28 protein-coding genes are annotated in these 25,684 nt (G+C 60.0%); 11 read left to right on the top strand and 17 right to left on the bottom strand.

The features are described 5' to 3' along the window. Positions 1 to 83 precede the first annotated feature (83 nt). The 3 genes from WA157_RS16340 to WA157_RS16330 are packed head-to-tail and all read left to right on the top strand — an operon-like array spanning position 84 to position 1,160. Positions 84 to 476 (top strand): ribonuclease domain-containing protein, encoded by a 393-nt coding sequence (locus WA157_RS16340; protein WP_422621970.1) that lies wholly within the window; start codon positions 84 to 86, stop codon positions 474 to 476. A gap of 40 nt (positions 477 to 516) precedes the next feature. After that, the gene (locus WA157_RS16335; RefSeq protein WP_422621969.1) at positions 517 to 960 is read left to right on the top strand and encodes a barstar family protein; all 444 of its coding nucleotides are present in this window, start codon (positions 517 to 519) and stop codon (positions 958 to 960) included. Beyond that, complete coding sequence (locus WA157_RS16330; RefSeq protein WP_422621968.1) at positions 939 to 1,160, top strand: hypothetical protein; 222 nt, start codon at positions 939 to 941, stop codon at positions 1,158 to 1,160. The genes WA157_RS16335 and WA157_RS16330 overlap by 22 nt, the downstream gene beginning before the upstream one ends. 100 nt (positions 1,161 to 1,260) lie before the next feature. Here WA157_RS16330 and rsmA read toward each other — a convergent pair whose 3' ends face one another. Genes rsmA through WA157_RS16315 form a run of 3 tightly spaced genes read right to left on the bottom strand, consistent with a single transcriptional unit; the run spans position 1,261 to position 5,855 of the window. Next, the gene (rsmA, locus tag WA157_RS16325) at positions 1,261 to 2,046 is read right to left on the bottom strand and encodes a 16S rRNA (adenine(1518)-N(6)/adenine(1519)-N(6))-dimethyltransferase RsmA (RefSeq protein ID WP_422621967.1); all 786 of its coding nucleotides are present in this window, start codon (positions 2,044 to 2,046) and stop codon (positions 1,261 to 1,263) included. 26 nt (positions 2,047 to 2,072) lie between these two features. Next, positions 2,073 to 3,452, bottom strand: a complete 1,380-nt coding sequence (locus WA157_RS16320; RefSeq protein WP_422621966.1) for a peptidylprolyl isomerase — start codon at positions 3,450 to 3,452, stop codon at positions 2,073 to 2,075. 6 nt (positions 3,453 to 3,458) lie between these two features. Continuing rightward, complete coding sequence (locus WA157_RS16315; RefSeq protein WP_422621965.1) at positions 3,459 to 5,855, bottom strand: LPS-assembly protein LptD; 2,397 nt, start codon at positions 5,853 to 5,855, stop codon at positions 3,459 to 3,461. 89 nt (positions 5,856 to 5,944) lie between these two features. On the opposite strand from WA157_RS16315, the gene WA157_RS16310 reads away from it, so the two are divergent. Continuing rightward, positions 5,945 to 7,033: an aminoglycoside phosphotransferase family protein gene (locus WA157_RS16310; RefSeq protein WP_422621964.1), complete on the top strand. Its 1,089-nt coding sequence runs from the start codon at positions 5,945 to 5,947 to the stop codon at positions 7,031 to 7,033. 41 nt (positions 7,034 to 7,074) lie between these two features. Here the strand turns inward: WA157_RS16310 and WA157_RS16305 are convergent, their stop codons facing one another. Both WA157_RS16305 and WA157_RS16300 read right to left on the bottom strand, forming a co-directional pair. Continuing rightward, a complete protein-coding gene (locus WA157_RS16305; protein WP_422621963.1) occupies positions 7,075 to 7,614 on the bottom strand; it encodes a DUF2946 family protein in 540 nt (179 codons plus the stop codon). An 85-nt stretch (positions 7,615 to 7,699) separates the two neighbouring features. Then, positions 7,700 to 8,149, bottom strand: a complete 450-nt coding sequence (locus WA157_RS16300; RefSeq protein ID WP_422621962.1) for a YybH family protein — start codon at positions 8,147 to 8,149, stop codon at positions 7,700 to 7,702. A 150-nt stretch (positions 8,150 to 8,299) separates the two neighbouring features. On the opposite strand from WA157_RS16300, the gene WA157_RS16295 reads away from it, so the two are divergent. From WA157_RS16295 to WA157_RS16285, 3 genes are read left to right on the top strand one after another with little or no spacing between them, the layout of a single operon-like run. Next, a complete protein-coding gene (locus WA157_RS16295; protein WP_422621961.1) occupies positions 8,300 to 8,887 on the top strand; it encodes a LemA family protein in 588 nt (195 codons plus the stop codon). 19 nt (positions 8,888 to 8,906) lie between these two features. Further along, a complete protein-coding gene (locus WA157_RS16290; RefSeq protein ID WP_422621960.1) occupies positions 8,907 to 9,836 on the top strand; it encodes a TPM domain-containing protein in 930 nt (309 codons plus the stop codon). After that, positions 9,836 to 10,357, top strand: a complete 522-nt coding sequence (locus WA157_RS16285; protein WP_422621959.1) for a TPM domain-containing protein — start codon at positions 9,836 to 9,838, stop codon at positions 10,355 to 10,357. The genes WA157_RS16290 and WA157_RS16285 overlap by 1 nt, the downstream gene beginning before the upstream one ends. A 99-nt stretch (positions 10,358 to 10,456) precedes the next feature. Here WA157_RS16285 and WA157_RS16280 read toward each other — a convergent pair whose 3' ends face one another. From WA157_RS16280 to WA157_RS16235, 10 genes are all read right to left on the bottom strand, one after another. Next, a complete protein-coding gene (locus WA157_RS16280) occupies positions 10,457 to 10,873 on the bottom strand; it encodes a F0F1 ATP synthase subunit epsilon (protein ID WP_011462439.1) in 417 nt (138 codons plus the stop codon). Position 10,874: 1 nt separating this feature from the next. After that, entirely contained in the window at positions 10,875 to 12,299 is a 1,425-nt protein-coding gene (atpD, locus tag WA157_RS16275) for a F0F1 ATP synthase subunit beta (protein WP_011462440.1), read from the bottom strand. Between the two features lie 51 nt (positions 12,300 to 12,350). Then, positions 12,351 to 13,247, bottom strand: coding sequence for a F0F1 ATP synthase subunit gamma (atpG, locus tag WA157_RS16270; RefSeq protein ID WP_422621958.1), 897 nt, complete (start codon positions 13,245 to 13,247; stop codon positions 12,351 to 12,353). A gap of 29 nt (positions 13,248 to 13,276) precedes the next feature. Beyond that, the gene (gene atpA / locus WA157_RS16265) at positions 13,277 to 14,830 is read right to left on the bottom strand and encodes a F0F1 ATP synthase subunit alpha (protein ID WP_422621957.1); all 1,554 of its coding nucleotides are present in this window, start codon (positions 14,828 to 14,830) and stop codon (positions 13,277 to 13,279) included. Between the two features lie 50 nt (positions 14,831 to 14,880). Then, on the bottom strand, positions 14,881 to 15,411 hold the full coding sequence (locus tag WA157_RS16260; RefSeq protein ID WP_422621956.1) for a F0F1 ATP synthase subunit delta: 531 nt from the start codon (positions 15,409 to 15,411) through the stop codon (positions 14,881 to 14,883). A gap of 10 nt (positions 15,412 to 15,421) precedes the next feature. Continuing rightward, the gene (locus WA157_RS16255) at positions 15,422 to 15,892 is read right to left on the bottom strand and encodes a F0F1 ATP synthase subunit B (RefSeq protein WP_011462444.1); all 471 of its coding nucleotides are present in this window, start codon (positions 15,890 to 15,892) and stop codon (positions 15,422 to 15,424) included. A gap of 37 nt (positions 15,893 to 15,929) precedes the next feature. Beyond that, complete coding sequence (gene atpE / locus WA157_RS16250; protein WP_011462445.1) at positions 15,930 to 16,175, bottom strand: F0F1 ATP synthase subunit C; 246 nt, start codon at positions 16,173 to 16,175, stop codon at positions 15,930 to 15,932. Positions 16,176 to 16,234: 59 nt separating this feature from the next. After that, positions 16,235 to 17,125: a F0F1 ATP synthase subunit A gene (atpB, locus tag WA157_RS16245; protein ID WP_422621955.1), complete on the bottom strand. Its 891-nt coding sequence runs from the start codon at positions 17,123 to 17,125 to the stop codon at positions 16,235 to 16,237. 14 nt (positions 17,126 to 17,139) lie between these two features. Continuing rightward, positions 17,140 to 17,619, bottom strand: coding sequence for an ATP synthase subunit I (locus WA157_RS16240; RefSeq protein ID WP_422621954.1), 480 nt, complete (start codon positions 17,617 to 17,619; stop codon positions 17,140 to 17,142). Positions 17,620 to 17,746: 127 nt separating this feature from the next. Further along, the gene (locus WA157_RS16235; RefSeq protein WP_422621953.1) at positions 17,747 to 18,028 is read right to left on the bottom strand and encodes a hypothetical protein; all 282 of its coding nucleotides are present in this window, start codon (positions 18,026 to 18,028) and stop codon (positions 17,747 to 17,749) included. A 202-nt stretch (positions 18,029 to 18,230) separates the two neighbouring features. Here WA157_RS16235 and WA157_RS16230 point away from each other — a divergent pair, with 202 nt between their 5' ends. Then, positions 18,231 to 19,514, top strand: a complete 1,284-nt coding sequence (locus WA157_RS16230) for a GNAT family N-acetyltransferase (RefSeq protein WP_422621952.1) — start codon at positions 18,231 to 18,233, stop codon at positions 19,512 to 19,514. Here WA157_RS16230 and WA157_RS16225 read toward each other — a convergent pair. Beyond that, the gene (locus WA157_RS16225) at positions 19,465 to 20,121 is read right to left on the bottom strand and encodes a DsbA family oxidoreductase (RefSeq protein WP_422621951.1); all 657 of its coding nucleotides are present in this window, start codon (positions 20,119 to 20,121) and stop codon (positions 19,465 to 19,467) included. The genes WA157_RS16230 and WA157_RS16225 overlap by 50 nt on opposite strands. 333 nt (positions 20,122 to 20,454) lie before the next feature. Here WA157_RS16225 and WA157_RS16220 point away from each other — a divergent pair, with 333 nt between their 5' ends. Next, positions 20,455 to 21,651 carry a diguanylate cyclase domain-containing protein gene (locus WA157_RS16220; protein ID WP_422621950.1) on the top strand — a complete coding sequence of 399 codons (1,197 nt, stop codon included), beginning with the start codon at positions 20,455 to 20,457 and terminating at the stop codon, positions 21,649 to 21,651. A gap of 470 nt (positions 21,652 to 22,121) precedes the next feature. Then, entirely contained in the window at positions 22,122 to 24,203 is a 2,082-nt protein-coding gene (locus tag WA157_RS16215; protein ID WP_422621949.1) for an AAA family ATPase, read from the top strand. Here the strand turns inward: WA157_RS16215 and WA157_RS16210 are convergent, their stop codons facing one another. Continuing rightward, positions 24,204 to 24,485: a hypothetical protein gene (locus tag WA157_RS16210; RefSeq protein WP_422621948.1), complete on the bottom strand. Its 282-nt coding sequence runs from the start codon at positions 24,483 to 24,485 to the stop codon at positions 24,204 to 24,206. 85 nt (positions 24,486 to 24,570) lie between these two features. Between WA157_RS16210 and WA157_RS16205 the strand changes: the two genes are divergently transcribed. Then, positions 24,571 to 25,506 carry a LysR substrate-binding domain-containing protein gene (locus WA157_RS16205; protein WP_422621976.1) on the top strand — a complete coding sequence of 312 codons (936 nt, stop codon included), beginning with the start codon at positions 24,571 to 24,573 and terminating at the stop codon, positions 25,504 to 25,506. The last annotated feature ends 178 nt before the right edge of the window (positions 25,507 to 25,684 follow it).

Here is a 25,684-nt window from a genome sequence, read left to right as displayed (position 1 = left end):
CTTGCATTATTTTCGTAAATACGCGACACTACACACCTTGAAATTACGGGTTAACCCGGAGTCTTGCGAGAGGTGTCTTGTTCATGTTGCGTCTGAAAAGCTCTAAGTTAGTACTTACCAGCTTTTTTCTTGCTGCGGTTTTTGCCTGTGCAGGGGTACTGGCCAAAGGGCCAGCCCTGGCAGATGCTGCCACTGCCATCGCGGTGGCGGCCTTGCCCAAGCAAGGTGTGCAGACCTACGACCTGATTCATCAAGGCGGTCCGTTTGTGCATGAAAAAGATGGTGTGGTGTTTGGCAACCGTGAGCGTTTGCTGCCACTCCAAAAGCGCGGCTACTACCGTGAATATACCGTCGCAACACCGAATTTGCGTGCCCGGGGAGTCCGGCGCATTGTGTGCGGAGGGGCTGCCAGAACGCCTGACGCTTGTTATTACACTGCCGATCACTATGCGAGCTTCCGCCGGATCGTGCCGTGAAACCGGTTTATTACTTACGAAAAGCGAAGCGAGAATGAATATGTCATTGAGTCAAGAAACCGCCGCACTTCAACGTGCCGCAACGGACGTGCCGCTACGCGGTGTGCGGCCAAATATAGTCCAGTCGATCCGGGCTTTTCGGGTGCCGGAGTTGCAGGGTGCGGCCCAGTCCTTGGGCCAGCATTTTCTGTACGCCAATCTGGCCAACGCCCAGACCAAGCAGGACGTACTGGATCTCATTGCTCAGCAATTCATGTTGTCGGTGCACGTTGGCAAGAATTTTGACGCACTGTATGACAGCATGACCGACCCGCTGCACAAGTCCGGCCCACAGCCAGGCTTTATTGTGGTGTTGGAACACATTCCGGCCCATGCGAAGTTCGACAAGGAAGCGCGCGAGCAATTGCTCGACATCTTCCGCGACGCGGCTGATTACTGGGGCGATCGAAAGATACCATTCCGATGTTTCTATTCTTTTCTGTAGCCCGTTCTGCACACACCAGCCAAGCAGAACGGGCGAACGAGGCAAAAGGCAACGGCGTCGGCAGCCAAACCTTGTCAGGCATCGAACTCACCACCGAGTCCGGGGAGAAAATGCCAACTGACAAACTGTTGGACATATCACCACTGGCGCTGCGCATGAGCAGCCCCTTTAACTCCGGGTATTGGTTGGCGGCCGCCTGATCGCAGCGCCGCTTCCCCGCTCCAGAAGGCCCATCGAAAGAGAGGGCCTTTTTTCTGGCCTGGGCGCCAAGGCGCCGGCTGAAAGTTGACCGCCAGCCGGTCAGTGACTGGCGGGTTGGCTGTGTGTGGCCAATTTCAACGCCAAGGCCAGGTATTCAGCCACCGGGACTTCTTCCGCCCGGCGCTGCACGTCAAAACTATCCGCGTAGGCTTGTTCCTGCAGCCACTGTCCCAGGGTATGGCGCAACAGCTTGCGACGCTGGCTGAAAGCCACCTGGACCAGTTCGCTCAAGAGATGCCCATCCACCGCGACCGGGTTGACATGCGGCACCATGCGAACCACCGCGCTGTTGACGCGAGGCGGCGGCTCGAAGCTCTCGGGCGGAACCAGCAAGACGTTTTCCATCGCGTAACGCCACTGCAGCATGACGCTCAAACGGCCGTAGGCAGCGGTGCAGGGGCCCGCCACCATGCGGTCAATCACTTCCTTTTGCAGCATGAAGTGCTGGTCTTCGATGACGTCAATGAAGTTCAGCAAGTGAAACAGGATCGGCGTCGAGATGTTGTACGGCAGGTTGCCAACAACTCTCAATTTTGCAGCGGTCAGCGCCTGCGCCACTTGGGCAAAGTCCACCTTTAACACATCAGACTCAATCACCACGAGCTGAGGATGCGCCCGCAGGCGCGCGGCCAGGTCACGATCGAGCTCAATCACGGTGAGCTGGCCCAGACGTTCCACGAGCGGTTGGGTCAACGCCGCCAGACCGGGCCCGATCTCCACCATCGCCTGCCCCGGCTTGGGGCCAATGGCGTCGACGATGGCTTCAATCATGGCGCCGTCGGTCAGAAAATGCTGACCGAAGCGTTTGCGGGCAATGTGTTTCATTCCACGAGCGTAGGACTGTATCGGTTTTACTGCGGCGGCTCGCGCAATTCCACATAGGCGCGGCCGCGCACGTCTTGCGCCCAGCTGACATAAGCTTCATCGAGCTTCTTTTCGTGCAAGATGGCGCGCACGGCCTCGCGCTGCTCCTGCGGGCTGAGGGTGGCCTGGCGACGTTCCATCAGCTGAATCAAATGAACGCCAAAACGGGACACCAAGGGTTCACTGATCTGCCCTGGCGTCAGGCTGTTCATGACCGCCTCGAACTCCGGCACAAACATGCCCGGATTGGCCCACCCCAGGTCGCCGCCCTGCGCGGCACTGCCATCCTGCGAATGGTCGCGGGCCAGCGCGGCAAAATCAGCTTGCCCTGCCGCAACCCTTTTTTTGAATTCATTGAGCTTGTCACGGGCTGCGCTCTCGGTGAGTTGTGGGCTGACCCGCAACAAGATATGGCGGGCCCGGCTCTGTGTGACCGTCATGGCGGGCAGTGCTGCGTTTTTCTTTTCCAGTACTTTGAGGATGTGAAAGCCCGCGCCCGAACGTACCAGCGCCGAGATTTCACCGACAGCCAGGTTGTGTGTCGCCTCAAGGAAAAGCGGCGGATAGCGATCAGCCGTGCGCAGGCCGAGCTCGCCGCCATTGGCGAGGCTGGCCTTGTCTGAGGCATCGGAGAACTCTCGCACCAGGGCCACAAAGTCTTCACCCGCGCGAGCGCGTGCCAGCGCACGTTGCGCCCGGGCCTGCAAGGCGGTCACTTGCACCGGGGTGGCGGTATCGGGGACCGACACCAGGACTTGAGCCAGATTGATTTGCTGCGCCGCAGGGTTGCTGCTTTGTTGCTCGCGCAGGAATTGATCGATCTCCAGCTCGGTCACCCGCGCGCGCGGTTCGACCTCACGCTCACGCAGGCGGGTCAGCAGGATCTGATCGCGCAGCTGGTTGCGGAACTGGCCGGGCACGCCGCTTTCCTGTGTCAGGCGTCGGCGCAACTCGGTTACCGTGAGTTGATTTTGCCGGGCGATGTTCTGCTCGGCCTGGTCAATGGCTGCTTCGTCCGCCGCAATACCGGACTCCCGGGCCAGTTGCAGCTGGGCTTTTTCGTTGATGAGGCGCTCCAGTACCTGGCGCGCCAAGGTCTTGTTATCGACTTGCGGGTTGCCCTGCTGGGCCAACTGCTGCAGCACGCGTTGCAGGGCGGCGCGCACCTCGTTGTTGGTGATGGGCTCGGAGTTGACCACCGCCACAATGTAGTCGGCCGCCAGCCCGGTGGCAGCGGGCACCCTCGCGGGTGCAAGAACACCGGCGCCGACAGTTGCCGTGGATGGCCGCAAGCCCTGCGCCGGTACAGTCAAGGGAGCAAGAAGGGCAAGGCTGGCCACACTAAGGGCCACAAGGCGATGGTTCATGATGGATTAATCGTAGTTGCTGAAACGACTGGGAGGGCTGGTTTGCTCTCGCAGATACTGGTAACCGGGAATATTGTCTTTCAAGGACTTCAAGGGGTTCACGCCCAAGCGGGTCAAGCCGACAAACTCAAGCTGGAACATGATGCGCTGATTGGCCGATGCGGTACTGGTTTGCAGTTGCTCCAACACAATACGACCCAGCCAACAACCCGCATCGTACTCAAAACCGAGCACAGCATCGACCAGCTTGCGTTCTTGCATACTGTAATTGAGGCGCCCGACGCTGTACCAGCGGCCCTCGCCTTGACCCCGGCCGGCGCCCAACTCCTGCCCGCGCTCGCCCCACAAGTCATTGATCGGCCACTGCCAGCCGATGTCGAGTTGTTCGCTGGACTCGCGCTGGTAGCGGTAAGCCGCGCTCACCGTTCGGTAGTGGCCCGCGCTGTAGCGCGCGCCGATGGTGGAGCGTACCGACTGCTTGGTGGTGGGATTGAATTGCACGGTCGAGTCGAAAGCCCATTTCGGATCCCAATTGACCGCTGCTCCCAGCAGCAAATCGCTGATCCGGTCGGTCACTGGCGCGTCAGTCGGTAATAAGGTGACGTTCTGGTCTCTGAAGCGCAAGCGTTGTGCGACGCCAAAACGTGCAACCTGCGCTCCGGTGGCTGGATCCAGCAGGCGTGTGCTCACGCCCAGCGTCAGTAAATCGCTGTCAGAAATGCGGTCGTTGCCGACAAAGGCGTTGTCGGTGTAGATGGTGGCAAAGTTGAAATCGACTGCGCCCGAGTCATAGTTGGGTAACAGGCTCTGGTCGCGAAACGGTGTGTTGACGTAAAACGCACGGGGCTCCAGGGTCTGGCGAAAATTCATGCCGAAATAGCGGGCATCGCGTTCAAACACCAGGCCACTGTCCACACTGAGGGTCGGCACGACGCGGCTCGCCGCCGTAGCCCCGTTACTCAGTGGCGCGTCAAATTGATAGTTGCTGACGTTCAGTTGCAGCTTGGGGGTGATGAAGCCGGCGGCAGTCACCCAAGGTCGGCTGAGCTGCAACACGGAGAAGACGCGTTGGGCATTAGGCTGCAGTGTGAGGCTGCGCTCAGACTGAAACCGGGTGTAATCCGCATCCACTGAATAATCAAATCCGCCGACATTGCTGCGGGCATAACGCGTGGCCAACTGCGGCAAACGGTCATAGGGTGGCGTGATGGGGGCGCTCACGTCCTGCAGGGTTTGCCATTTGAGCGTGCGCACCGTGTTGGAAAAATTGCCCTCGGTCCAGGACAGGCTGGCGTCGTTGGTGAGCAGACGCTGGGTCACCGATCCGGTTGAGGCGCGGGTGAAGTCACGCCAGTAATTGTCGTCACTGACCCGGTTCAGGTTGAGGTTCAAGGCCATACCGCCGGCGGTGAACGGCCGCGTCCAACTGTTCTGCAATGTGGCCTGATGCGTGTAAGTCAAACCCCAGCGCGTGCTGTCACGCAACTGGTCAGACGGCATCAAGTCCAGCTGCACTTGACCCGCATAGTCCGCCTCAAGATAGCGCAGCTCGCTGCTCAGATTGACGCCGCGCTTGCTCATGAGCGTCGGCGTGAAAGTGGCATCCCGGTTCGGCGCGATGTTCCAGTAGTAGGGCACGCTCACTTCGGCCCCATTGACGTTGTCCAGCCCCAGGATCGGCGGCAGGACGCCTGACTTGCGTTTGTCACTCAGCGGAAAGCTGAGGTAGGGAATCGGCAGCAGCGGCACCCCTTTGAAGCTCAGCAAGGCGCCTTTTGCCGTGCCCACATCTTCCTCGTTGTCCAGGCTGATGCTGGCGGCCCGCAGAATCCAGTCCGGTAGCCAGCTCGGGCCCGGCAAGCGCCGGCAGGTGGTGAAGGTGGCGTTGTGGATGACGGCCCGTTGGTCATCAATGAAGTCGACACGATCGGCCTCGCCATGCGCGTCATTCTTGAGAAAATAATAACGCGGCTGGTTGAAAAAACCCTCGAACGTATCGAGCTTGAGTTCCAGCAGCGGCCCTTCATACACATTGCCGGCGCGGTTAATCAGAACATTGCCACTGGCTGTGGCCAGGTCGCTCGGCTGGTCGTATTCCAGCCGGTCGGCCTTGATCACGAGGTCGCCGCGGCGCAGCTCGGCGCGGCCTTCCAGCACGGTTTCCAGGTCCGGACGCCCGAAGATGTGCTCAGCCGAGATGAAGGTTGGCAAGCTGCTGCGCAGCGCGGGGGCCACCTGTTCTTGCAGCAAAGGGCTGGTTTTTAGCGGCAGTGGCGGCTCGTCGGGCGCGACCTGGGCCACCTGTGCATTGACGCTTGTCCCCTGCAGCAAAGCCCAAGCCAGCAGGGCAAGCGGGCGCTGGGCAAAACGGGCCAAGTGTGGCCTGAGGTCAAGTTCGTGCATCAAAAAGCGTATCAGGCAGGGGCAATAACGGGGGTAAAAACGGGTTGGAAACGAACCGGGAGCATTCGGGTTTGTAGAATGGATTATCCATGAGCACAGCCTTCCCACCCGAAACCACCCCGGCCACCGCACCCGTCTGGCCTGACCCGCAGCGCGAAGCCGATTTCAGCGTCTGGCTGGCTGGACTGGCACCAGCGCACGGCCTGGTCATTGATTCCTTGCGCACGGCCTCCGCCGACGCCAGCTTCCGGCGCTACTTGCGCGTGGATGGCACCCAGGGCAGCTACATCATCATGGACGCGCCGCCCGACAAGGAGGACTGCCAGCCTTTTGTCAAAGCCGCCGAGTTGCTGCACCAGGCGCAGGTGCATGCGCCCGAGGTGCTGGCGTGGGACGCAGCCCACGGTTTCATGCTGCTGACTGATTTGGGAGCCCAGACCATGATGCAGGTGATCAATCGGGACAACCCGCAGGCCAATCAAGGTCTGTACCTGCAGGCGGTTGACGCACTGATTGCCTGGCAAAGCGCCTCCAAGCCGGGCGTTTTGCCACCCTACGATGAAGCGCTGCTGCGCCGTGAGCTGGAACTGTTCCCTGACTGGTATCTGGTCCGGCACCGCGGTGTAGTGGTCGAAGGCGAGGTGCGGCGCACGCTGGACCAGGCGTTTGCGCAAATCATGGCGCACAACCTGGCTTGGCCCAGCGTTTATGTGCACCGCGACTTCATGCCGAGAAATTTGATGGTAGCCCCCGCGGGTGCGGGTCAGCGGATGGGCGTGCTGGACTTCCAGGATGCGGTTTATGGCCCTATCACCTATGACATTGCCAGCTTGATGCGAGATGCCTTCCTGAGCTGGGAGGAAGATTTCTGCCTCGACATCACCATCCGTTACTGGGAGAAAGCGCGCAAGGCCGGGCTTGCGGTAGGTGACGACTTTGGCGAGTTTTACCGGGGGGTGGAATGGATGGGCTTGCAACGCCACCTGAAAGTTGCCGGCATTTTTGCCCGCCTGACGCTGCGCGATGGCAAGCCCCAGTACCTGGCCGACACGCCTCGCTTCATCAGTTACATTCGCGCCACCTGCGCGCGCTACCGCGAGCTCAAGCCCTTGCTGCGCTTGATTGAGCGCATCGAGGGTCTGGTCGTGGCCGACGGCTATGCCTTTGGCAGGATTTAAGCAAAATCAGGCCCTAGCCCCCGTCGAATATGCCTAAGCAGCTATGCTTTTTGCAGTGAATATGGACTCGGCACATAGTTGAAGCGGCTCGGCAAATCAGCGCGGAGCACATCCTGTGGCTGCCACAGGCCCTGCAGCACGGCGTCCGCCACGTAGTCCATGTCCATGCTGTGCACCAGGCCAAAGCCGGTCGTCGTTTCTAGGTAGACATGTCCCAACTCGTCCAGCAGACAGTGCTGCACAGACGCTGCTCTGCCGCAATGATCTTGAATCGACAGATCATGGTTGACGCGCCAGATCAGCGGCGTGGCTTCCAGTTCGACATAGACGCGCTGCGGTCCGTTCTGGAAAAACCATTGCCCTTCTGTCGTGGGCTGGTAGTTGCGCTGGACAAACTCAATCAGTTTGTCGTGTTTCAGCTCTGAGCCCTTGCCGGGCGCGCTGCCGCCTGCAAACGGTCCCTGCGCCTGGGCGCGTTCGTCGCGCATGAACCAGTTGCCGCGCGCATCCAGGCCGAGCCAGCCGTAGCAGTCGGGCACGTTGGGCCATTTGAGCAAGGCTTGTTTGACGATGTCATCCATGGAGAGGGTCCCTGCGTCAGGTGGTGTGAATTTGTGTCGGCATGGCCAAGTTGCACATGGCGGTCATGGACTGGAAGCTCAGCTGTCAGTGAAACACGGGTGGCACCTCACTGCCGTCTTGCGCTTCCTGTTGCGACCCCGGGCTGGCATGGTGGGCCACCATGCGCCAGCCCTGCGCCGTTCGGTGGTAGACGTTGGTGGCAATGACAAAGGCCTGCACCGGGCCGTCCTCGGTCAAGACCTCAATGCGCTCGCGCACGTTGTGCACCACGCTGGCCAGCGACTCAATCTTGCGTACCGCTTGCGGCTGCACCCGGATGCTGCCATTGTTAAAGATGGCATCAAAAGCAGCCCGAATGGCGCCCAGGCCCACCAGTCGCGGCCCACCTGGATGGACGCACACAATTTCATCCTCATCGGCCCAGCAGGCCATGAGCTTTTCAATGTCGGCGGTTTGCAGTGCCTCGTAAAAACTGGCCTCGATTTCGTCGGCGCTACCGCCCACGGAGGCGGCTTGTTTTTTGGCTTTGGACATGATGGATTTCTGTTGCGGTGGGGGATGATTTTGCCGTGCTTTCGCCGCGTATTGACAGCGTGAGCATTTGCCTGGCTCAGCATGCACAGTCAGGGCGAGATTGCAATGCGTGTTTATGCTAAGGTTGCGTTCTTCACGCTGGAGATTTATATGACACGCTGGCTCCTGATTCTGTTGACCGCCCTGTCCCTGACCGGCTGTGGCTATAACGATTTTCAACGCCTGGACGAACAGACCAAGTCGGCCTGGAGCGAGGTGCTCAATCAATACCAGCGCCGCGCTGACCTGGTGCCCAACATTGTGGCAACCGTCAAAGGCGAGGCCGCGTTTGAGCAGGAGACGCTGACCAAGGTGATCGAGGCGCGCGCCAAGGCCACCTCGATCCAGGTGACGCCAGAAACCTTGAACAACCCGGAAGCCTTCAACAAGTTTCAGGCGGCACAAGGCGAGCTGGGATCGGCCTTGAGCCGCTTGATGGCGGTGTCTGAACAGTACCCCAGTCTCAAAGCCAATCAGGGCTTTTCAGATTTGCGGGTGCAGCTCGAAGGCACCGAAAACCGCGTCACGGTGGCGCGCAACCGGTATATCCAGGCAGTCCAGGCGTACAACGTGCTGGCGCGAAGTTTCCCCAGCAACCTGACGGCGATGGTCTTTAGCTACCAGCCAAAACCCAGCTTTACCGTGCAAAACGAAGCGGCGATCACAACGCCGCCGGTGGTCGACTTCAACAAGAAGTAGGCCGGCGTCTGTCGCACCGATGAGACCCCTGTTTCTGCTGCAACGCTGGCCGGCACAACTGCGCCGCCTCGGCCGCTGGCTGGCCGTAGCCAGCGTTGGCCTGCTGCTTTTGCTGTCACAGGCGCAGGCGCAATTGGCGGTGCCGACGCTGGTTGCCCATGTCATGGACACCACCGGTACGCTGAACGCGGAGCAGGTGCAGCAGCTGGAGGCCAAACTCACCGCCTTTGAGCAGAGCCGGGGCACGCAAATGGTGCTGCTGCTGGTGCCAACGACGCAGCCCGAGGACATCGCCAGTTACAGCAACCGGGTCGCCAACAGCTGGAAGATTGGCCGCAAGGAGATCGGCGACGGACTCTTGCTGGTAGTGGCCAAAGACGACCGGCGGGGCCGCATTGAAGTCGCCAAGACGCTGGAGGGCGCCATTCCCGACCTGGCAGCCAAGCGCGTCATTGACCAGGTCATTACCCCGCGTTTCAAGCAGGGGGACTTCGCCGGTGGACTCGACGCGGCGGTGGATCAACTGATGGCGCTTATCACGGGTGAGGCCCTGCCCGCGCCCGTGGCGGCTGTCCGTGGCGTGAAGAACGGTTTTCAATGGACGGACCTTGCCATCTTCATGTTTTTTGCCGTCCCGGTGGTGGGCACCGTGGCACGCAGCATTTTCGGCACCAAGCTGGGGTCTCTGGCAACCGGTGGCCTCGTTGGGGGCATTGCCCTGCTCGTCACCGCCAGCCTGGCAATCGCAGCACTGGCGGCGCTGCTTGGGTTTGTGTTCGCTCTTTTCTCGGGTTTGATGCCCAGCGGCGGACGCGGCGCTGGTCGCCATGGGGGCTGGGGTGCTGGTTCTGGCGGCGGCGGGTTTGGGGGTGGTTTTGGCGGCGGCGGAGGCTTTGGCTCTGGCGGCGGTGGTGACTTTGGTGGCGGTGGTGCCTCGGGACGCTGGTGATGTTGAACCGAATCAAGCGCATTTTCAGACATCGCTGGGTCGATGAGTCGGCCACGCAGCACGCCAGTGCGCCCGACATGCTGCAGCGGCTGCAGCAACGGGTGGCTGCGAGCGAGCAACGCCATTCAGGCGAAGTCCGGATTTATATCGAAGCGGGGCTGCCACTGAGCTACCTGTGGACCGACGCACCAACGCGGCAAATCGCCCGCCAGCGCGCCCTGGACCTTTTTAGCCAACTTGGCGTCTGGGATACCACCGCCAACAATGGCGTGCTGATTTACCTGTTGCTGGCCGAACACGCGATTGAGGTTGTGGCGGATCGCGGACTCAACGAGTGTGTCGATCCATCGGTTTGGCCCGCCCTGGTGACGCGCATGAGCGCCGCTTTCAAACAAGCGCAGTTTGAAGATGGCCTGACGAACGCCTTGGCCGAAGTGTCTGCGCTGCTGGTGCAGCATTTTCCGTTGGGCGCCAACGAGGTCAATCCGAACGAACTGCCGGATGCGCCGATATTGAATTGATTCGGTCGGCCCCAAAAGCAGAAAAGCCCGGGTCTTTTCAGATCCGGGCTTCTCACGTCGCCTGAAGAAGCCAGGCGCCTGGTGGTTGTCGAATTCCAGCTATTTTTTCTGACGGTACTTGCGTAGCGCCGCAATCTGCGCTGCCATCACCGCCAGTTCGGAGGTCGCCCGTGCCAGATCAATATCGGTCTTGGCATTCTTCATGGCTTCTTCAGCGGCCAGTTTGGCAGCGTTGGCCTTTTCCTCGTCCAGATCCTTGCCGCGAATGGCAGTGTCTGACAAGACCGTCACACAGTTGGGCTGCACTTCGAGCAGACCGCCGGCGACAAAGACAAACTCTTCGCTCCCATCGGCCTTTTCAATGCGCACCGAGCCCGCCTTGATGCGCGATATCAACGGGGTGTGGCGCGGGTAGATGCCGAGCTCGCCGACTTCCCCCGGCAAGGCGACAAAGCGCGCCTCGCCAGAGAAGATGGACTCTTCGGCACTGACCACATCAACGTGGATGGTGTTCATATCAGATCTTCTTGGCTTTTTCGAACGCTTCGTCGATGGTACCGACCATGTAGAAGGCTTGTTCCGGCAGATGATCGCACTCGCCCGCCACAATCATTTTGAAACCGCGAATGGTTTCCGCCAGGCTGACGTACTTGCCAGGCGAACCGGTGAACACTTCAGCCACGTGGAACGGTTGCGACAGGAAGCGCTGGATTTTGCGGGCACGGGCCACCGTCAGCTTGTCTTCCGGGGCCAGCTCGTCCATGCCGAGAATGGCAATGATGTCGCGCAACTCTTTGTAGCGCTGCAAGGTGCCCTGCACGGCGCGTGCGGTTTCGTAATGGTCCTGGCCGACCACATTGGGGTCGAGCTGGCGGCTGGTGGAGTCCAGCGGGTCCACAGCCGGGTAGATGCCCAGCGAGGCAATGTCACGACTCAGCACCACGGTGGAATCCAGGTGGGCAAAAGTGGTGGCGGGGGATGGGTCGGTCAAGTCATCGGCTGGCACGTAAACGGCCTGGATGGAGGTGATGGAACCCACCTTGGTGGAGGTAATGCGTTCCTGCAAACGGCCCATTTCTTCGGCCAGCGTTGGCTGGTAACCCACGGCGGAAGGCATCCGGCCCAGCAAGGCCGACACTTCGGTACCGGCCAGTGTGAAGCGGTAAATGTTGTCGACGAAGAACAGCACGTCTTTGCCTTCATCGCGGAAGGACTCGGCGATGGTCAGACCGGTCAGCGCCACGCGCAGACGATTACCCGGAGGCTCATTCATCTGGCCGTACACCATGGCCACTTTCGACTCGCCCAGGTTCTCCAGGTTCACGACGCCGGAATCGGCCATTTCGTGATAGAAGTCATTGCCTTCGCGGGTACGTTCACCGACACCGGCAAATACCGACAAGCCGGAGTGCGCCTTGGCGATGTTGTTGATAAGCTCCATCATGTTGACGGTCTTGCCCACGCCAGCGCCGCCGAACAAACCGACCTTGCCGCCTTTGGCAAACGGGCACACCAGGTCAATCACCTTGATACCGGTTTCCAGCAGTTCCTGTGACGGGCTGAGTTCGTCATAGGTTGGCGCCTTGCGGTGAATCGAGGCGTATTTTTCAGTGCTCACCGGGCCACGCTCGTCGATCGGCGTGCCCAGCACGTCCATGATGCGGCCCAGTGTGGCGGTACCGACCGGCACCATGATCGGGTTGGCGGTGTTGGACACCATCAGCCCGCGGCGCAGGCCGTCGGAGGAACCCAGCGCAATGGTGCGCACAATGCCGTCGCCGAGCTGCTGCTGGACTTCCAGGGTCAATGCCGAGCCTTCAAGCTTGAGGGCGTCATAGATCTTGGGCATCTGATCGCGTGGAAATTCCACGTCAACCACCGCGCCAATACATTGGACAATTTTTCCCTGAACTGCTGTGTTCGTTTGTGTATCTTGAGCCATTTGGCTTTGCTCCAATCAGTTTGAATCTTGCTATCGGACTGCGTTGCGGGCCTAGGCCCCGATCGCGGCAGCCCCGGAGACGATCTCGGACAATTCCTTGGTGATCGCGGCTTGCCGGGTCTTGTTGTAGACCAGTTTCAACTCGCCAATCACGTTGCCCGCGTTATCGGTTGCTGCCTTCATGGCGACCATGCGGGCAGCATGTTCCGAGGCCATGTTCTCGGCGACGGACTGGTAAACCAGCGCTTCGACATAACGCACCAGCAGGTCATCAATGACCGACTGTGCATCAGGTTCGTAGATGTAGTCCCAGCCATGCTTGGCGCCAGAGGCGGTATCGCTGGCTAGGGCTTCGGCTTGCATCCGGGCTGCCGACAAGGGCAACAATTGCTCCAACACCACTTCCTGTTTCATGGTGTTGATGAACTTGGTGTAGGACAGATAAACCGCGCTGATTTCACCCCGGGCGTAGGCATCGAGCAGCACCTTGACCGGGCCGATCAGGCGCTCCAGATGCGGCTTGTCACCCAACTGGGTCACATGTGACACCACCTTGGCGCCAATGCGGTTGAGGAAACCAAAGCCCTTGTTGCCGATAGCGACCGTCTGCGCCTGCATGCCCGCTGACTGCAGATCACGCAGCTTGTTGGTCACGCTGCGCAGTACGTTGGTGTTCAGGCCGCCGCACAAACCCTTGTCGGTCGTGACCACAATCATGCCAACGACGGGGGCTTCGTTGGTCTTCATGAAGGCATGAATGTACTCGGGGTTGGCCTGGCCCAAATTGGCCGCGATGTTGCGCACCTTGTCCGCATACGGCCGGGCCGCGCGCATGCGCTCTTGAGCCTTACGCATCTTGGACACGGAGATCATTTCCATGGCCTTGGTGATCTTCTTCGTGCTCTCGAAGTTCTTGATCTTGCCGCGTATTTCCTTGCCTGTTGCCATAAAGACTCCTTCGCTTGTTACAGGGGGTCTTAAGCGAAGGACTTTTTGAAGGCAGCGGTCGCGGCGTTCAGTTCAGCTTCAGCGTCTTTGTCCATGGCCTTGTCGGCTTCCAGCTTGGCCAGCAGCGCGGCGTGTTTGTCTTTCAGGTAGCCATGCAGACCGTGCTCAAACGACAGCAGCTTGTTGACTGCGATATCGTCCAGGTAACCCTTGTTCACGGCAAACAGCGTGGCGCCCATCAAGGAAATCGGCAGCGGACTGTATTGGGCTTGCTTGAGCAATTCAGTCACGCGGGCACCGCGCTCCAACTGCTTGCGGGTGGCTTCGTCCAGATCAGAGGCGAACTGCGCGAACGCCGCCAACTCACGGTACTGGGCCAAGTCGGTACGGATGCCGCCTGACAGGTTCTTGATCAGCTTGGTCTGGGCGGCACCACCGACGCGCGACACCGAAATACCGGCGTTAATGGCCGGACGGATACCCGCGTTGAACAGCGAGGTCTCCAAAAAGATCTGGCCGTCGGTAATTGAAATCACGTTGGTCGGCACGAAGGCCGACACGTCACCGGCTTGCGTTTCAATGATCGGCAAGGCGGTCAAAGAACCGGTTTTGCCTTTTACCGCACCCTTGGTGAAGTCCTCGACATACTTTTCGTTGACACGAGCGGCACGCTCCAACAGACGGCTGTGCAGGTAGAACACGTCGCCGGGGTAGGCTTCACGGCCTGGCGGGCGACGCAACAGCAAGGAGACCTGACGGTAAGCCACGGCTTGTTTGGACAGATCGTCATACACAATCAGCGCGTCTTCGCCGCGATCGCGGAAATACTCACCCATGGTGCAGCCAGAGTAGGCGGCCACATACTGCATGGCGGCCGACTCGGAGGCGGTGGCTGCCACCACAATGGTGTAGTCCATGGCACCCGCTTGCTCCAGCGAGCGCACCACGTTCTTGACGCTGGAGGCCTTTTGGCCAATCGCGACATAAACGCAGGTCATGTTCTGACCTTTTTGGTTGATGATGGCGTCAATCGCGACCGCGGTCTTGCCGGTCTGACGGTCACCAATAATCAGTTCGCGCTGACCACGGCCGACCGGCACCATGGAGTCAATGGACTTCAAGCCGGTTTGCATCGGCTGGCTCACCGATTGACGGGCGATCACGCCGGGCGCCACTTTTTCGATCACGTCGGTCATCTTGGCGTCGATCGGGCCTTTGCCATCAATCGGCTGCCCCAGGGCATTCACTACGCGGCCTTTGAGCTCGGGGCCCACCGGCACTTCCAGGATACGGCCTGTGCACTTGACGGTATTACCCTCCGAGATGTGCTCATAAGCACCCAAAATCACGGCGCCAACCGAATCACGCTCCAGGTTCAGCGCCAGACCATAGCTGGGCTGACCCTCGGCGTCGGCCGGGAATTCGAGCATTTCGCCCTGCATCACGTCCGACAGCCCGTGAATGCGGACAATGCCGTCGGTCACCGACACGACGGTGCCCTGATTGCGAATGTTCGCGCCGGCTGTCAGGCCTTCAATACGGCTCTTGATCAGTTCAGAAATCTCTGCGGGATTGAGTTGCATGACTCTTTCCTTCTTTCGTTAATTAGGCCTGACAACGAGAGGCGTGTGCCTCAAGCGGTCAATGCCATTTTCATTTGTTCCAGACGGGCCTTGACAGAAGAGTCAAGAACCTCATCCCCCACCACCACGCGAATGCCGCCAATCAATTCAGGCTGCAATTGAACCGACACATTGAGCTTGCGCGCGAAGCGCTGTTCCAGCGTTGCCGCCAGCTCGGCCAGGGCCGCGCTGTCAATGGCAAACGCGCTGTACACCACGGCGTCCGATGAACCACTTTGGGCGTTCTTCATGACACGAAACTGTGCCGCAATTTCCGGCAAGGCACTCAAGCGTCCGTTTTCGATCACGGTGCGCAGAAAGTTTTGCGCCATCGCTGGCAAGGCCCCTTGGGCGATGCCGGCAATCAATTCATACACCTGGGCCGCTGTGACGTTCGGGTTGTCGGAAAATTGGAGCAATTGCGGATTTTTGGCAATTGTTTCCAGTTCTTCTACCCAAACCGCCGCACCATTGAGGTCGGATAACGAGGCCTTGAACAAGGCTTCGGCGTAGGGGCGGGCAATAGTGGCGAGTTCAGCCATGGTTGCCCTCTTACAGTTCCAACTTCAAACGGCCAAGCAAATCAGCATGGACACTGGCATTGACTTCCTTGCGCAGAATCTGCTCGGCGCCCTTGACCGCCAGCGCCGCCACCTGCTCACGCAAAACTTCGCGCGCTTTGTTGCTTTGCTGCTCGGCCTCAACCTTGGCAGCCGCAATGATCTTGTTGGCTTCTTCGGTTGCTTTTGATTTGGCTTCTTCGACGATGCTCTGACCGCGACGGTCCGCATCGGCCAGGCGCGCGGTGGTCTCGGTGCGTGACAATGCCAACTCGGCTTCCACACGCTTGTTGGCCGAAGAAAGCTCGGACTTGGCTTTGTCGGCGGCCGCGAGGCCATCGGCTATTTTCTGTGCCCGCTCGTCCAAGGCTTTTGTGATCGGCGGCCACACGAATTTCATCGTGAACCACACCAGGATCGCAAAAACGATGGCCTGCAGGAACAGGGTTGAATTGATATTCACTGCTTATTCCCTTTCAAGCGTGAAAGTTGAAGCAAGATTAGATCGCGAAAGGCTTGGCAAAGGCAAACAGCAGGGCAATCGCCACACCGATCAGGAAGGCGGCATCGATCAGACCGGCCAAAATGAACATCTTGGTCTGCAACTCATTCATGAGCTCAGGCTGACGTGCTGAGGACTCGAGAAATTTGCCGCCCATCAGCGCGATGCCGATGGAGGCGCCCAATGCGCCCAGACCAACGATGATGCCGCAAGCCAGTGCGACGAGGCCGAGAATGTTTTCCATGATTGCTCCTAAAGTACAGAAAAGAAAAAAGAAAGAAAGAAAAGAAAGCGTTAAAACGATCAGTGTGAGCTGTGGGCCTGTCCCACATAAATCAGCGTCAACATCATGAAGATGAAGGCTTGCAGCGTGATCACCAGAATGTGGAAAATGCTCCAGGCAGTTCCCGCAATCACATGCCCAAATCCTAACCAGAACCAACCCGACAAGGGGTTGAACTGCCAGGCCCATGTGCCGCCCATCAAGGCGATCAACATGAAAATCAGCTCACCGGCAAACATGTTGCCAAAAAGTCGCATGCCGTGCGACACGGTCTTGGCTGCAAACTCGATCAATTGCATGAGCAAATTAACCGGATACAGGAAAAATTTATCACCGAACGGTGCCGACAACAACTCGTGGATCCAGCCGCCCAGGCCCTTGATCTTGACGTTATAGACCAGGCAGACCAACAGCACACTGACTGACATGCCCAAGGTGGTCGAGAGATCGGCGGTGGGCACAACGCGCATGTAATTCATGTAGCCCATGGCTGGACCTGCCGTATGCCAAAGTGCCGGAATGGCGTCCACCGGCAACATGTCCATCGCGTTCATCAGGAAAATCCAGACAAACACGGTCAGCGCCAGCGGTGCGACCAGCTTGCGACTGGTGGCGTTATGAATCACGCCCTTGGCCTGGGTGTCCACCATCTCGGAAAGAATCTCGACCGCCGCCTGGAAACGCCCTGGTACACCGGAGGTTGCCTTGCTGGCCGCGCGCCACAGAAAGTAACAGGCCATCGCACCCAGCAGGATCGAATAGATCAGTGAGTCGAAGTTGAAGACACTGAAATCGACGATGCTGTGCTGCTCAACATTTTCAAAAGAAAAGTTTTTTTGCAGATGATGCAGGTGGTGCTGGATGTACTCTCCAGCCGTTTGGGCGTGTACTTCAGCGTTTTCAGCAGCCATATTTCACCAGTATGTCAATTCTTATTAAGCGACTGTTGAGACGCCGGGCGCAGCCACACGGCCACCCAGTACACCTTCATCGTCACCACAAAACCAGCCAGCAGCGCCAGCCAGTTCAACTCCAAAATCAGCCTTGGCGCAACGATCAACATCGCCACTGTCAAGGCAATCTTGACCATTTCCCACACAAAAAAACCAGTCAGCGCCGAGCCCGCATTGGTGGCTCCCCGTTGCCGTGACAGACCCCGTGCAAACAGTGCAGCAGGGAGTATCACCGCCATCGCACCGTAAGCCGCAGATGCACCAGCCACCAAGTTCTGCGTCAGACCCCAGGCCCCCAACGCCACCAGCAAACCCACTGCCGCCTGCCAGACCACGACCCGCCAGGGTGACAGTGATGGGTGCCGTTCACACAGCGCCTGCGCCTCTTCGGCATTAAGCTGCTTGAACCCCGGTTCGTCCGACGGATCTGTGTCAAATTCGAAGAGCGGCATGATTATTGAGCTCTCAAATTACACGCAGGTTACACGCGACGTTTGCCACAAAGCTTTAGATTATAAGTAGAAACCAGAGGATTTTTAGCGCCTACGCGCCTGCCGAGCTTGCGAGTACAGAATTTCGTCAATATTCAGTCTGACGGCGAGACCAGTCGATTCGGACTGGTGGCAATGGGGTCTTCTGATTTTTTGCGATTTTTAATGGCAAGTTCTCCGACGGTTGCCATTTGGGGCGCGACACCCCCGCCCTGGCGCGGGCAGTAGGCTTTGCCTTGCCGTCGCCGATGACGTCAAACCGCCTGGCGAGCGCGGGGTCTGTCCGCCGGTCGAGGTTGGCGATGTGGAACTTGTCGGCGGTTTTCTTGTCACTCAGTGACCCGACCGGCGCGCGGGCTACGTGATTCACGGCATCATCAAAGGCTGGCGCAGAGGAGCAGCGCAAAACCCAGGTCTTCGCGTGCGGCCCGGCCGGTCGCCAACACCCTCGTTCAATTGGGCCATGCTGATGTTGAGAGTCATGAAAAAGAGCAGTACCGTTTGGCCTGAGCTGGCCCTCGTCCGGGCCTGTCCATGGCAACCTACCCTGGGCAGGCGCCAAGGAGGATGGTGTGCCTGACCATGACTTTGTCATCCGCGTGCTGGACTCGCCGCTGAAGGTCGACGCCGTCGCCTGGAACACACTGCTCGCCGCTCAGGATCTGGCTGACGAACCCAGCCCCTTCATGCGCCACGAGTACCTGGCGGCCATGCTGGAGAGCGGCAGCGCCACGCCGGCAACCGGCTGGACTGCGCGTTTTGTCACGCTGTGGCAACAAGACCAGTTGGTTGGCGCCTGCGCGCTGTACCTGAAAGACCAATCCTACGGCGAATATGTATTCGACCACGCTTGGGCCAACGCCTACCAGCAGCTCGGCCTGGCCTACTATCCAAAAGCCGTCGTCGCCCCGCCTTTCACACCGGTGCCCGGCGCGCGCCTGCTGGCGCGGGACGCCGACACCCGCACGCTGTTGGTCAAAGCCCTGGTGGCCTGGTGTGGTGAGCAAGGACTGTCTTCACTGCACCTGCTGTTTGCCAGCGACGCTGATGTGCGCGCCTGCGAAGCAGCCGGCTTGATGCTGCGGCACAACGTGCAGTTTCATTGGACGAACAGGGCACCCACCGTGGCGCCAGCGCCAGCCACGAGCGCGCCTGGCGCTGGCGGCTACCTTGACTTCGACGATTTCCTGCGGTCGCTGAGCCGGGAAAAACGCAAGAAGATAGGCCAGGAGCGCCGCAAGGTGCGCGATGCTGGCGTCAGCTTTCGTTGGTCGCAGGGCACAGCGATCGCCGGCGTCGACTGGGATTTTTTCTACCGTTGTTACGAACATACCTATGACGAACACGGCAACGCGCCCTACCTCAGCCGCGACTTCTTCCAGCGCATGGCCGACACCATGGCAGAGCACTGGCTGCTTTTTGTGGCCGAGCGCGATGGCCGTCCTGTTGCTTCTAGTTTGATAGCATTAAGTGGTGTAATTAAATGGGTTGACGGCGATTTTGGTAAAAAAACGCGGGCGAAAATTGCCTATGGCCGTTACTGGGGGGCGCTGGAGCGGGTCGATTGCCTGCACTTTGAAGCCTGCTATTACCAGCCGCTGGCTTGGTGCATAGAACACGGCTACCAGCGTTTTGAAGGCGGCGCGCAGGGTGAGCACAAAATGGCGCGGGCCTTGATGCCGGTGAAAACCAACAGCGCCCACTGGCTGGCGCATCCGGCCTTTGCGGCCGCGGTCGGGCGTTTCCTGGCGCGTGAAGACGAAGGTATCCAGGGCTACCTGGAGGAACTGGCGCGGCGCAACCCCTTCAGGCGCGCTGGGCCGCGATCTGGCGCAGCGCCTGCTCGAACACCGTGACCGGCTGACCGCCGGAGATCAGATGCCGATCGTTGATGATGACCGCCGGCACCGAATGGATGCCCTGGCTGGTGTAGAACGCCTCGCGCTCGCGCACCTCGGGGGCGAACTCGTCGCTGGCCAAAATGGCGCGTGCGCGCGCCACATCCAGGCCCGCCTGCGCCACCGCAGCCAGCAAAACCTCGTGCGACTCCATGTTTTGGCCCTGGGTATGGCAGGCCACCAGCAGCGCTTTTTTCAGCGCGGCTTGCTGGCTCGGTGTTTCGAGCCCAGCCCAGTGCAGCAAGCGGTGCGCGTCGAAGGTGTTGTAGATGCGGCCGCGCCCGGCGGGGTTAAAACTGAAACCGACCTCGGCCCCGCGCTGGCGAATGGTGTCGCGAATCTGCGCCTGCTGCTCGGGCGTGGAGCCGTACTTCTGCGTCAGATGCTCGCCGATGTCTTGACCACCGGCGGGCATTTGGGGGTTGAGTTCGAACGGCTGGAAATGCAGTTCAGCGGCAACCTCGTTCTGCAGTCTGCCCAGCGCCTGCTCCAGTGCCGACAAACCGATGGCGCACCACGGACAGGAAATATCGGAGACGAAATCGATCTTCAGGGGACTGGACATGATGTGAGCCTGGTGTGTTGTCGTTGAAAGTCGCATTGTCCTGACAAGCTGAAAACCTTGCTGTCCGTGTTGGCCCGTCCGCAGGAACTGAAGCAGCGGGCCACAACCAATCGACGAAAAGCTATATATTCCATAGTTGTTAACACTTGTCTGGCGGGGGCCGGTAGCCGATTTGGCTCATAAACCAAGTAGCTGGTTTCGCTCGGTCGCCTGTTGGGAACATCCGGCCCCAGCCTGCTGCATCAAAATAGAACTTGAACTCGATTCCGTTTGATAAATAACATGAAGTGCCGGCGAACTGACCAGATAATTTGATCGTCCCTGTGACCATCGATGAAATCCTCGCGCAATCCTAACAAGTCCCTGTGGCTGGTGTTGCTGGCCCTGATGTTGGCGTTCGTGTTTGAAACGGCGGCGTGGTGGTGGGCCAGCCAGACAGCGCGCGCCACGTCGCTGCAGGGGCCGATCTGGCTCGGACTGGGCGCAGCGCTGTGTGGGCTGGCCGCCGCCGCCTTGCTGTGGCGCCAACTAGGGGCCGCGACGCGTGCAACACGACGAGCCCGCCAATTGCTGGCCTCCAGCCTGGACACGCTGGACGTGGGCCTGGAGATTTGGGACGAGCACGACCGACTGGTGCTATACAACAAAAAAATCAATCTGATCTACAAGGGCTTCCACACGCCAGCGGACATTGGTCAGACCTTTGAGGCCCTGATGCGCGCCAAGCTGAAACGACAGCTGATCCCGGCGGCCATCGGGTGCGAGCAGGAGTGGCTGGCCCAGCGTCTGGCGTCGCGTGGGACGCACAAGGCGCACACTCTGAAAGAGCTCACCCGTAACCAGTGGGTCAATTTCTACGAAACCCGAACCTCCGAGGGCTATCTGGTGGCTGCCTGGGTCGACGTCACGGAACTGGTCCTCAAAGGCAAGGTGCTGGAGGCCAACAACCAGCGCTTGGCCCAACAGACCGCCATGGACGGCTTGACCGGTCTGGCCAACCGCAGGCGTTTTGACGAAGCCCTGACCGTCGAATGGCAGCGTGCCGCTCGCGGCGGCACGCCCTTGAGCCTCTTGATGGTGGATATTGATCACTTCAAGAATTACAACGACAACTATGGACATCTGGCCGGCGACCAGTGCCTGCGGCGGGTGTCCAGCGTGCTCAGCCGTTGCGTGCGCCGGGCTGGCGAACTGGTCGCGCGCTACGGCGGTGAGGAATTTGTGTTGTTACTGCCCGGCGCCGATATGGCCCATGCTTGCGAGATCGCCCAAATGTGCCTGGACCTGATGCAGCAGGAGTGTGTGGCGCACGCCGCCTCACCCACGTCGGTGCATGTCACGCTGAGCATTGGCGTGGCGTGCGCGCTGCCCGACGCCATGCTGGACGACCCCGCTTCCCTGGTCAATGCGGCCGACGCTGCCATGTACCGTGCCAAGTCCAGCGGGCGAGCGCACTACGAAGTGGCTGACCAGGCCGACTGGGAGATCGACGACAACACACCTCGAACACAGCCGTCCCCCTTGTCCTGAAAGCGATTAATGCGTGCAAGCCTAAAGTGTTTGCACCCAGCCCCCTGCTCCACTCTGGCGGTGACCGATCAGACGCTCTAGCGCAGGCCGAAAAACGACATGATGACGAGGACGACGACGACCAGTCCGACGATGTAGATGATGCTGTTCATAAATTTTCCCCTTTCTTGAGAGCCAACGGAGTGAAAGAAACGATTCGCGTGCCTGAAGTAATCCACGGCACACGCGTAAGTGTTATACCGTTCCCGGCCGGAGCTGTCGGTATGCCAGCGCACACACGGGCTGATAAATTTGGGCGTAGCATAGTGGTCGGAATCTTGATGCCTGAATCAGACGCCAATCGTCAGCCGGCGGTTCTTTAAGACTCTTCCCCCGGCGGCACCATCAAAGAGGCTTCAGTCCGGCGTGACCGTGAAACCTGTGTTGCGGCCCCGGAACTTGGCGTGGCGTCGACCACGAAGGACTGTCCCATGTCAGATATATCGAAACCCAGCGACGCTGCGGCGGACTCGACGGGTCCTTGGCTCGTCATCAAGAAGGCCGCCGGTCGACTGCTGGACTGGTTCGTGATCCAACCGGTGATGGTCAGGCTGACTGTGCTGGTCCTGGTCGTCCTGATTCCGGCCACCGCCATCTATTCGTTCACGCTCATCCAGAAGCAGGCCGCCGTGGCCGAGCAGGTCAAGACCATGACCGTTGCCGGGCAGGCGGGCGAGGGGGTGTGGGAGCTCAATGACAAGCTGCCTGTGGTGTTCGGCAGCGGCTCGCTGCTGAGCTTCCTGGAAAGCAAGCCGGTCGAGCGCATCACGGTGGTCTACGAGCCGCTGCTGTGGAACGCATCGGAGCGCATCATCCTGATCGAATCGCAGGGTCGGCAGTACGCCTATTACCCCAGCGACATGGAGACCCGAATCTTCACCGACAAGGCCGTCACCGCGCCGTGGGGCGCCAAGCTGGCCTTTATTCCTCGCAGTGAGCTCAAGCCCGGCGGTGTTGCATTGTTCGAACGTCTGGACCAGCGCTTTGCCGGCGCCCGTCCCCAGGCTGGCAAGGACAGCTGGAAAGCAGGTGTCAGCGGCATCTTGTCGGCCACACTGATGCTCGGCGTGCTGGTCTTCCTGTATCTCCAGCTCAAAGGCCAGTTCAAGTCGCTCAAGTTCATCGAGCCAGCTCAGGTGCACGGCTCCATCGACGACCTGGTGGGCATGGATGACATCAAGGCCGAGGTGGCCCAGATCAAGGACCAGTATGAGCGCGGCGCGGCGTATGCCGAGTACGGGATCAGCAAGCCTTTCAATGTGATGTTCAGCGGCCCGGCCGGTACCGGCAAGACCAAGCTGGCCAGCTATCTGGCCAAGGAGCTGCGGCTTCCCATTCTGTTTCATTCCGCCGCCAACCTGGAAACGGGCTTCGTGGCCGGTGGCTCGAACACGCTCAGCCGCATCATGGCCATGGCCAAGCGGCGCAAGCACTGCATCGTTTTCCTGGACGAGGCGCAGGACCTTTTCATGAAGCGCGGCGGTCGCCGCAAATTCGACGATGACACCGCCAACACGCTGCTGTCCGTGCTCGATGGCGTGCGCAGCAAGAACGACGCCGAGATCATCTGGATCGTGGCCAGCAACTTCAACAGCGAAAGCATGGAAATGGACGAGGCCATGCTGCGGCGCTTCCAGATGAAGGTCGACTTTCGCATGCCCAACCGGGAAGAGCGGCTGGCGATCATCGGTCACTACCTGAGCCAGCGCGCCGACAAGGTGCTGCCCGACCTTGACTTGCGTCACCTGGTGGATGTGACCGAGGGCCGCAGCCCGGCCGACCTGGAAACCATCGTCAATCAGGCTGGCATCACGGCCGTGCAGGCGGGCGAGATGATAGCCGCCGCTACCCTGATGCAGGCCGCGGAACGCGTGCTGGTGGGCAACGTCAACACCAACACCACCCAGGAACGCGCGCGCGATCGCCGCATCATTGCCGTGCACGAATGGGGTCACTTCCTGGTGGACCTGGAGCACGAACGCAAGCTGCCCAACAGCAACTGGGCGCAGATCCTGGCCGACATGAAAACCATCAAGATTTCCCTCAAGGCCAACCCACGCACCAACGCCTTGGGCTTCGTCTTTCACAAGCAGGGGTCCAACCTGCTCAAGACCAAGAGCGATATCGAACACGACGTGCGCGTGCTGCTGGGCGGCATGGCCAACGAGGAACTGTTCTTTGGCGAGGAAGGCACGACCAACGGCGCGCACAACGACATCACCCGCGTGACCCAGTTGCTGCACCACGCCGTGGGTGAGATGGGCATGTACCGCAAGACCCGCCTGAATTTCGGCTCGCTCGTCAAGGATAGCCGTCGCAGCGGGGAGGTGGACGAGGAGACGCGCAACATCATGGAAGCCCAGAGCGAGCGCCTGTACGCCGAAACCAAGGCCGTGCTGGCCCAGCTCAAGCCGCTGACCGAGCATCTGGTCGGCAAGCTCCTGGAAGCCGGTGAGATGAGCCTGAGTGAGGCGCTGTATCAGATTCGCAGCTTCGAGGCGAAGGCGGCTTGACTAAAAATGCGAAAGCGGCAAGCCCGCCCTGGTTTGCTCGTAGCGATCCAGTTCACGCTGCGCAAGAACGCAGTGTTGCAGGTTGAGGTCGCGAAGCATATCGGTGCTCATCTCGCGCACTGGCATGCGCCGGCCTTCGACTGCGGGCCGGCCCAGGCGCAGGTTCCAAAACGTGGCCAGGTAGCGCCCGCTGGTACGCGCGCTACGCCGCAGGAGCCGGACCAGCCAGGGGCCTTCGGCTGGGGCCAAAGGCAGCGTTGTGCAGGAGTTGGATAGGTTCATGTTGGACTCCTCGTTGAGTGTCAGGTAAGCATAGCTACCCAGCATCCGCAATAAAAGCGATTAATTGTGGTGAATATGGTTAGATATACTTACCAGCATGCGTCGTATCCCGCTTCAAACTTTGCCCACGTTCCGTGCTGTTGCCCAGCTGTCCAATCTGCGCGCGGCGGCCGAGCAGTTGCATTTGACACACAGCGCCATCAGTCAACAGATGCGGGTACTGGAGCAGCAGCTCGGGTTCGCCCTGTTTGACCGGCGTGGCCGCCGCGTGGTGCTCAATGCAGCCGGGGCGGCGCTGCTGAGCGCGGTGGAGCCGGCGCTGGAACAAATCGACGAGGGCGTGCGTGCGGCGGCGCTGGCGGCCAGTGGCACGGAACAAAGCTTGCGCCTCACCACCTTGCCGTCCTTCGCGCAGCACTGGCTGTTGCCGCGCATGGCGCGCTGGCGTGAGCAGCATCCGGGCATCGTGATCGACTTGCACACCTCGCTCCAGGTGATTGACCTGCCGCGCGAGGGCTATCACGCGGCCTTGCGGCAGGGCAAAGGCCCGTGGCAGGGGCTCGCAGGCACTTGCCTGATCGACTCGCCGCTGATCGTGGTGGCCGCCCCCGAGGTCGCTCGCCGCCTGGCTGGCGGCGACCCGGCGGCCTTGATGCATGAGCCTTTGCTGGGCGAGGCCCAGCGGTGGAACCGCTGGTTCGCCCTGGCCGGGCAGCGCTGCCGCATCAAGCCGGTGGCGGTGTTCAACGATATGGGCATGCTGCTGCTGGCGGCCGAGCAGGGTTTGGGGGTGGCGCTGGGCCGCCAGCTGTTGGCGGCGGATGCCTTGCGCGACGGACGGCTGGTGCAGCTGTCGCCGATTGCGCTGGCGGACCAGGGCGCAGACACCTATTGGTTGCTGCATCCACCCGAGCTCCACGATTGGCCGCCCTTGGTCGCCTTGCGCGACTGGCTGCAGCAAGAGTTGCAGAATTCAGCCACGCAGCTGGAACACAGCACGGGCGGGTCAGCGCATTTATAGGTCAAATAGACCTCTAGACCTCGTCGAATAAGCGTAAGCAGCTATATAAATAGTAGCAAATTGACGTTGACGTTGACGTTGACATTGACGCTGAAGTGCAAAACACTCACACGGCGCGGCCGTGATCCCCTGCCCACCGGGGCCAGGAAAACACAGCGGGTCAACGCAGGCGGAACAC

The sequence above is a fragment of the Rhodoferax ferrireducens genome, from assembly GCF_049302455.1.
Taxonomy (GTDB): Bacteria; Pseudomonadota; Gammaproteobacteria; order Burkholderiales; family Burkholderiaceae_C; genus Rhodoferax; species Rhodoferax ferrireducens_B.
Note: the sequence above shows the minus strand (reverse complement) of the source record. Positions and strands in the feature narration are given on the sequence as shown.

Coding starts and splice junctions, on each gene's coding strand:
- WA157_RS16340 (WP_422621970.1), top strand. CDS start 84: ATGTTGCGTCTGAAAAGCTCTAAGTTAGTACTTACCAGCTTTTTTCTT.
- WA157_RS16335 (WP_422621969.1), top strand. CDS start 517: ATGTCATTGAGTCAAGAAACCGCCGCACTTCAACGTGCCGCAACGGAC.
- WA157_RS16330 (WP_422621968.1), top strand. CDS start 939: ATGTTTCTATTCTTTTCTGTAGCCCGTTCTGCACACACCAGCCAAGCA.
- rsmA (WP_422621967.1), bottom strand. CDS start 2,046: ATGAAACACATTGCCCGCAAACGCTTCGGTCAGCATTTTCTGACCGAC.
- WA157_RS16320 (WP_422621966.1), bottom strand. CDS start 3,452: ATGAACCATCGCCTTGTGGCCCTTAGTGTGGCCAGCCTTGCCCTTCTT.
- WA157_RS16315 (WP_422621965.1), bottom strand. CDS start 5,855: ATGCACGAACTTGACCTCAGGCCACACTTGGCCCGTTTTGCCCAGCGC.
- WA157_RS16310 (WP_422621964.1), top strand. CDS start 5,945: ATGAGCACAGCCTTCCCACCCGAAACCACCCCGGCCACCGCACCCGTC.
- WA157_RS16305 (WP_422621963.1), bottom strand. CDS start 7,614: ATGGATGACATCGTCAAACAAGCCTTGCTCAAATGGCCCAACGTGCCC.
- WA157_RS16300 (WP_422621962.1), bottom strand. CDS start 8,149: ATGTCCAAAGCCAAAAAACAAGCCGCCTCCGTGGGCGGTAGCGCCGAC.
- WA157_RS16295 (WP_422621961.1), top strand. CDS start 8,300: ATGACACGCTGGCTCCTGATTCTGTTGACCGCCCTGTCCCTGACCGGC.
- WA157_RS16290 (WP_422621960.1), top strand. CDS start 8,907: ATGAGACCCCTGTTTCTGCTGCAACGCTGGCCGGCACAACTGCGCCGC.
- WA157_RS16285 (WP_422621959.1), top strand. CDS start 9,836: ATGTTGAACCGAATCAAGCGCATTTTCAGACATCGCTGGGTCGATGAG.
- WA157_RS16280 (WP_011462439.1), bottom strand. CDS start 10,873: ATGAACACCATCCACGTTGATGTGGTCAGTGCCGAAGAGTCCATCTTC.
- atpD (WP_011462440.1), bottom strand. CDS start 12,299: ATGGCTCAAGATACACAAACGAACACAGCAGTTCAGGGAAAAATTGTC.
- atpG (WP_422621958.1), bottom strand. CDS start 13,247: ATGGCAACAGGCAAGGAAATACGCGGCAAGATCAAGAACTTCGAGAGC.
- atpA (WP_422621957.1), bottom strand. CDS start 14,830: ATGCAACTCAATCCCGCAGAGATTTCTGAACTGATCAAGAGCCGTATT.
- WA157_RS16260 (WP_422621956.1), bottom strand. CDS start 15,411: ATGGCTGAACTCGCCACTATTGCCCGCCCCTACGCCGAAGCCTTGTTC.
- atpE (WP_011462445.1), bottom strand. CDS start 16,175: ATGGAAAACATTCTCGGCCTCGTCGCACTGGCTTGCGGCATCATCGTT.
- atpB (WP_422621955.1), bottom strand. CDS start 17,125: ATGGCTGCTGAAAACGCTGAAGTACACGCCCAAACGGCTGGAGAGTAC.
- WA157_RS16240 (WP_422621954.1), bottom strand. CDS start 17,619: ATGCCGCTCTTCGAATTTGACACAGATCCGTCGGACGAACCGGGGTTC.
- WA157_RS16225 (WP_422621951.1), bottom strand. CDS start 20,121: ATGTCCAGTCCCCTGAAGATCGATTTCGTCTCCGATATTTCCTGTCCG.
- WA157_RS16220 (WP_422621950.1), top strand. CDS start 20,455: ATGAAATCCTCGCGCAATCCTAACAAGTCCCTGTGGCTGGTGTTGCTG.
- WA157_RS16215 (WP_422621949.1), top strand. CDS start 22,122: ATGTCAGATATATCGAAACCCAGCGACGCTGCGGCGGACTCGACGGGT.
- WA157_RS16210 (WP_422621948.1), bottom strand. CDS start 24,485: ATGAACCTATCCAACTCCTGCACAACGCTGCCTTTGGCCCCAGCCGAA.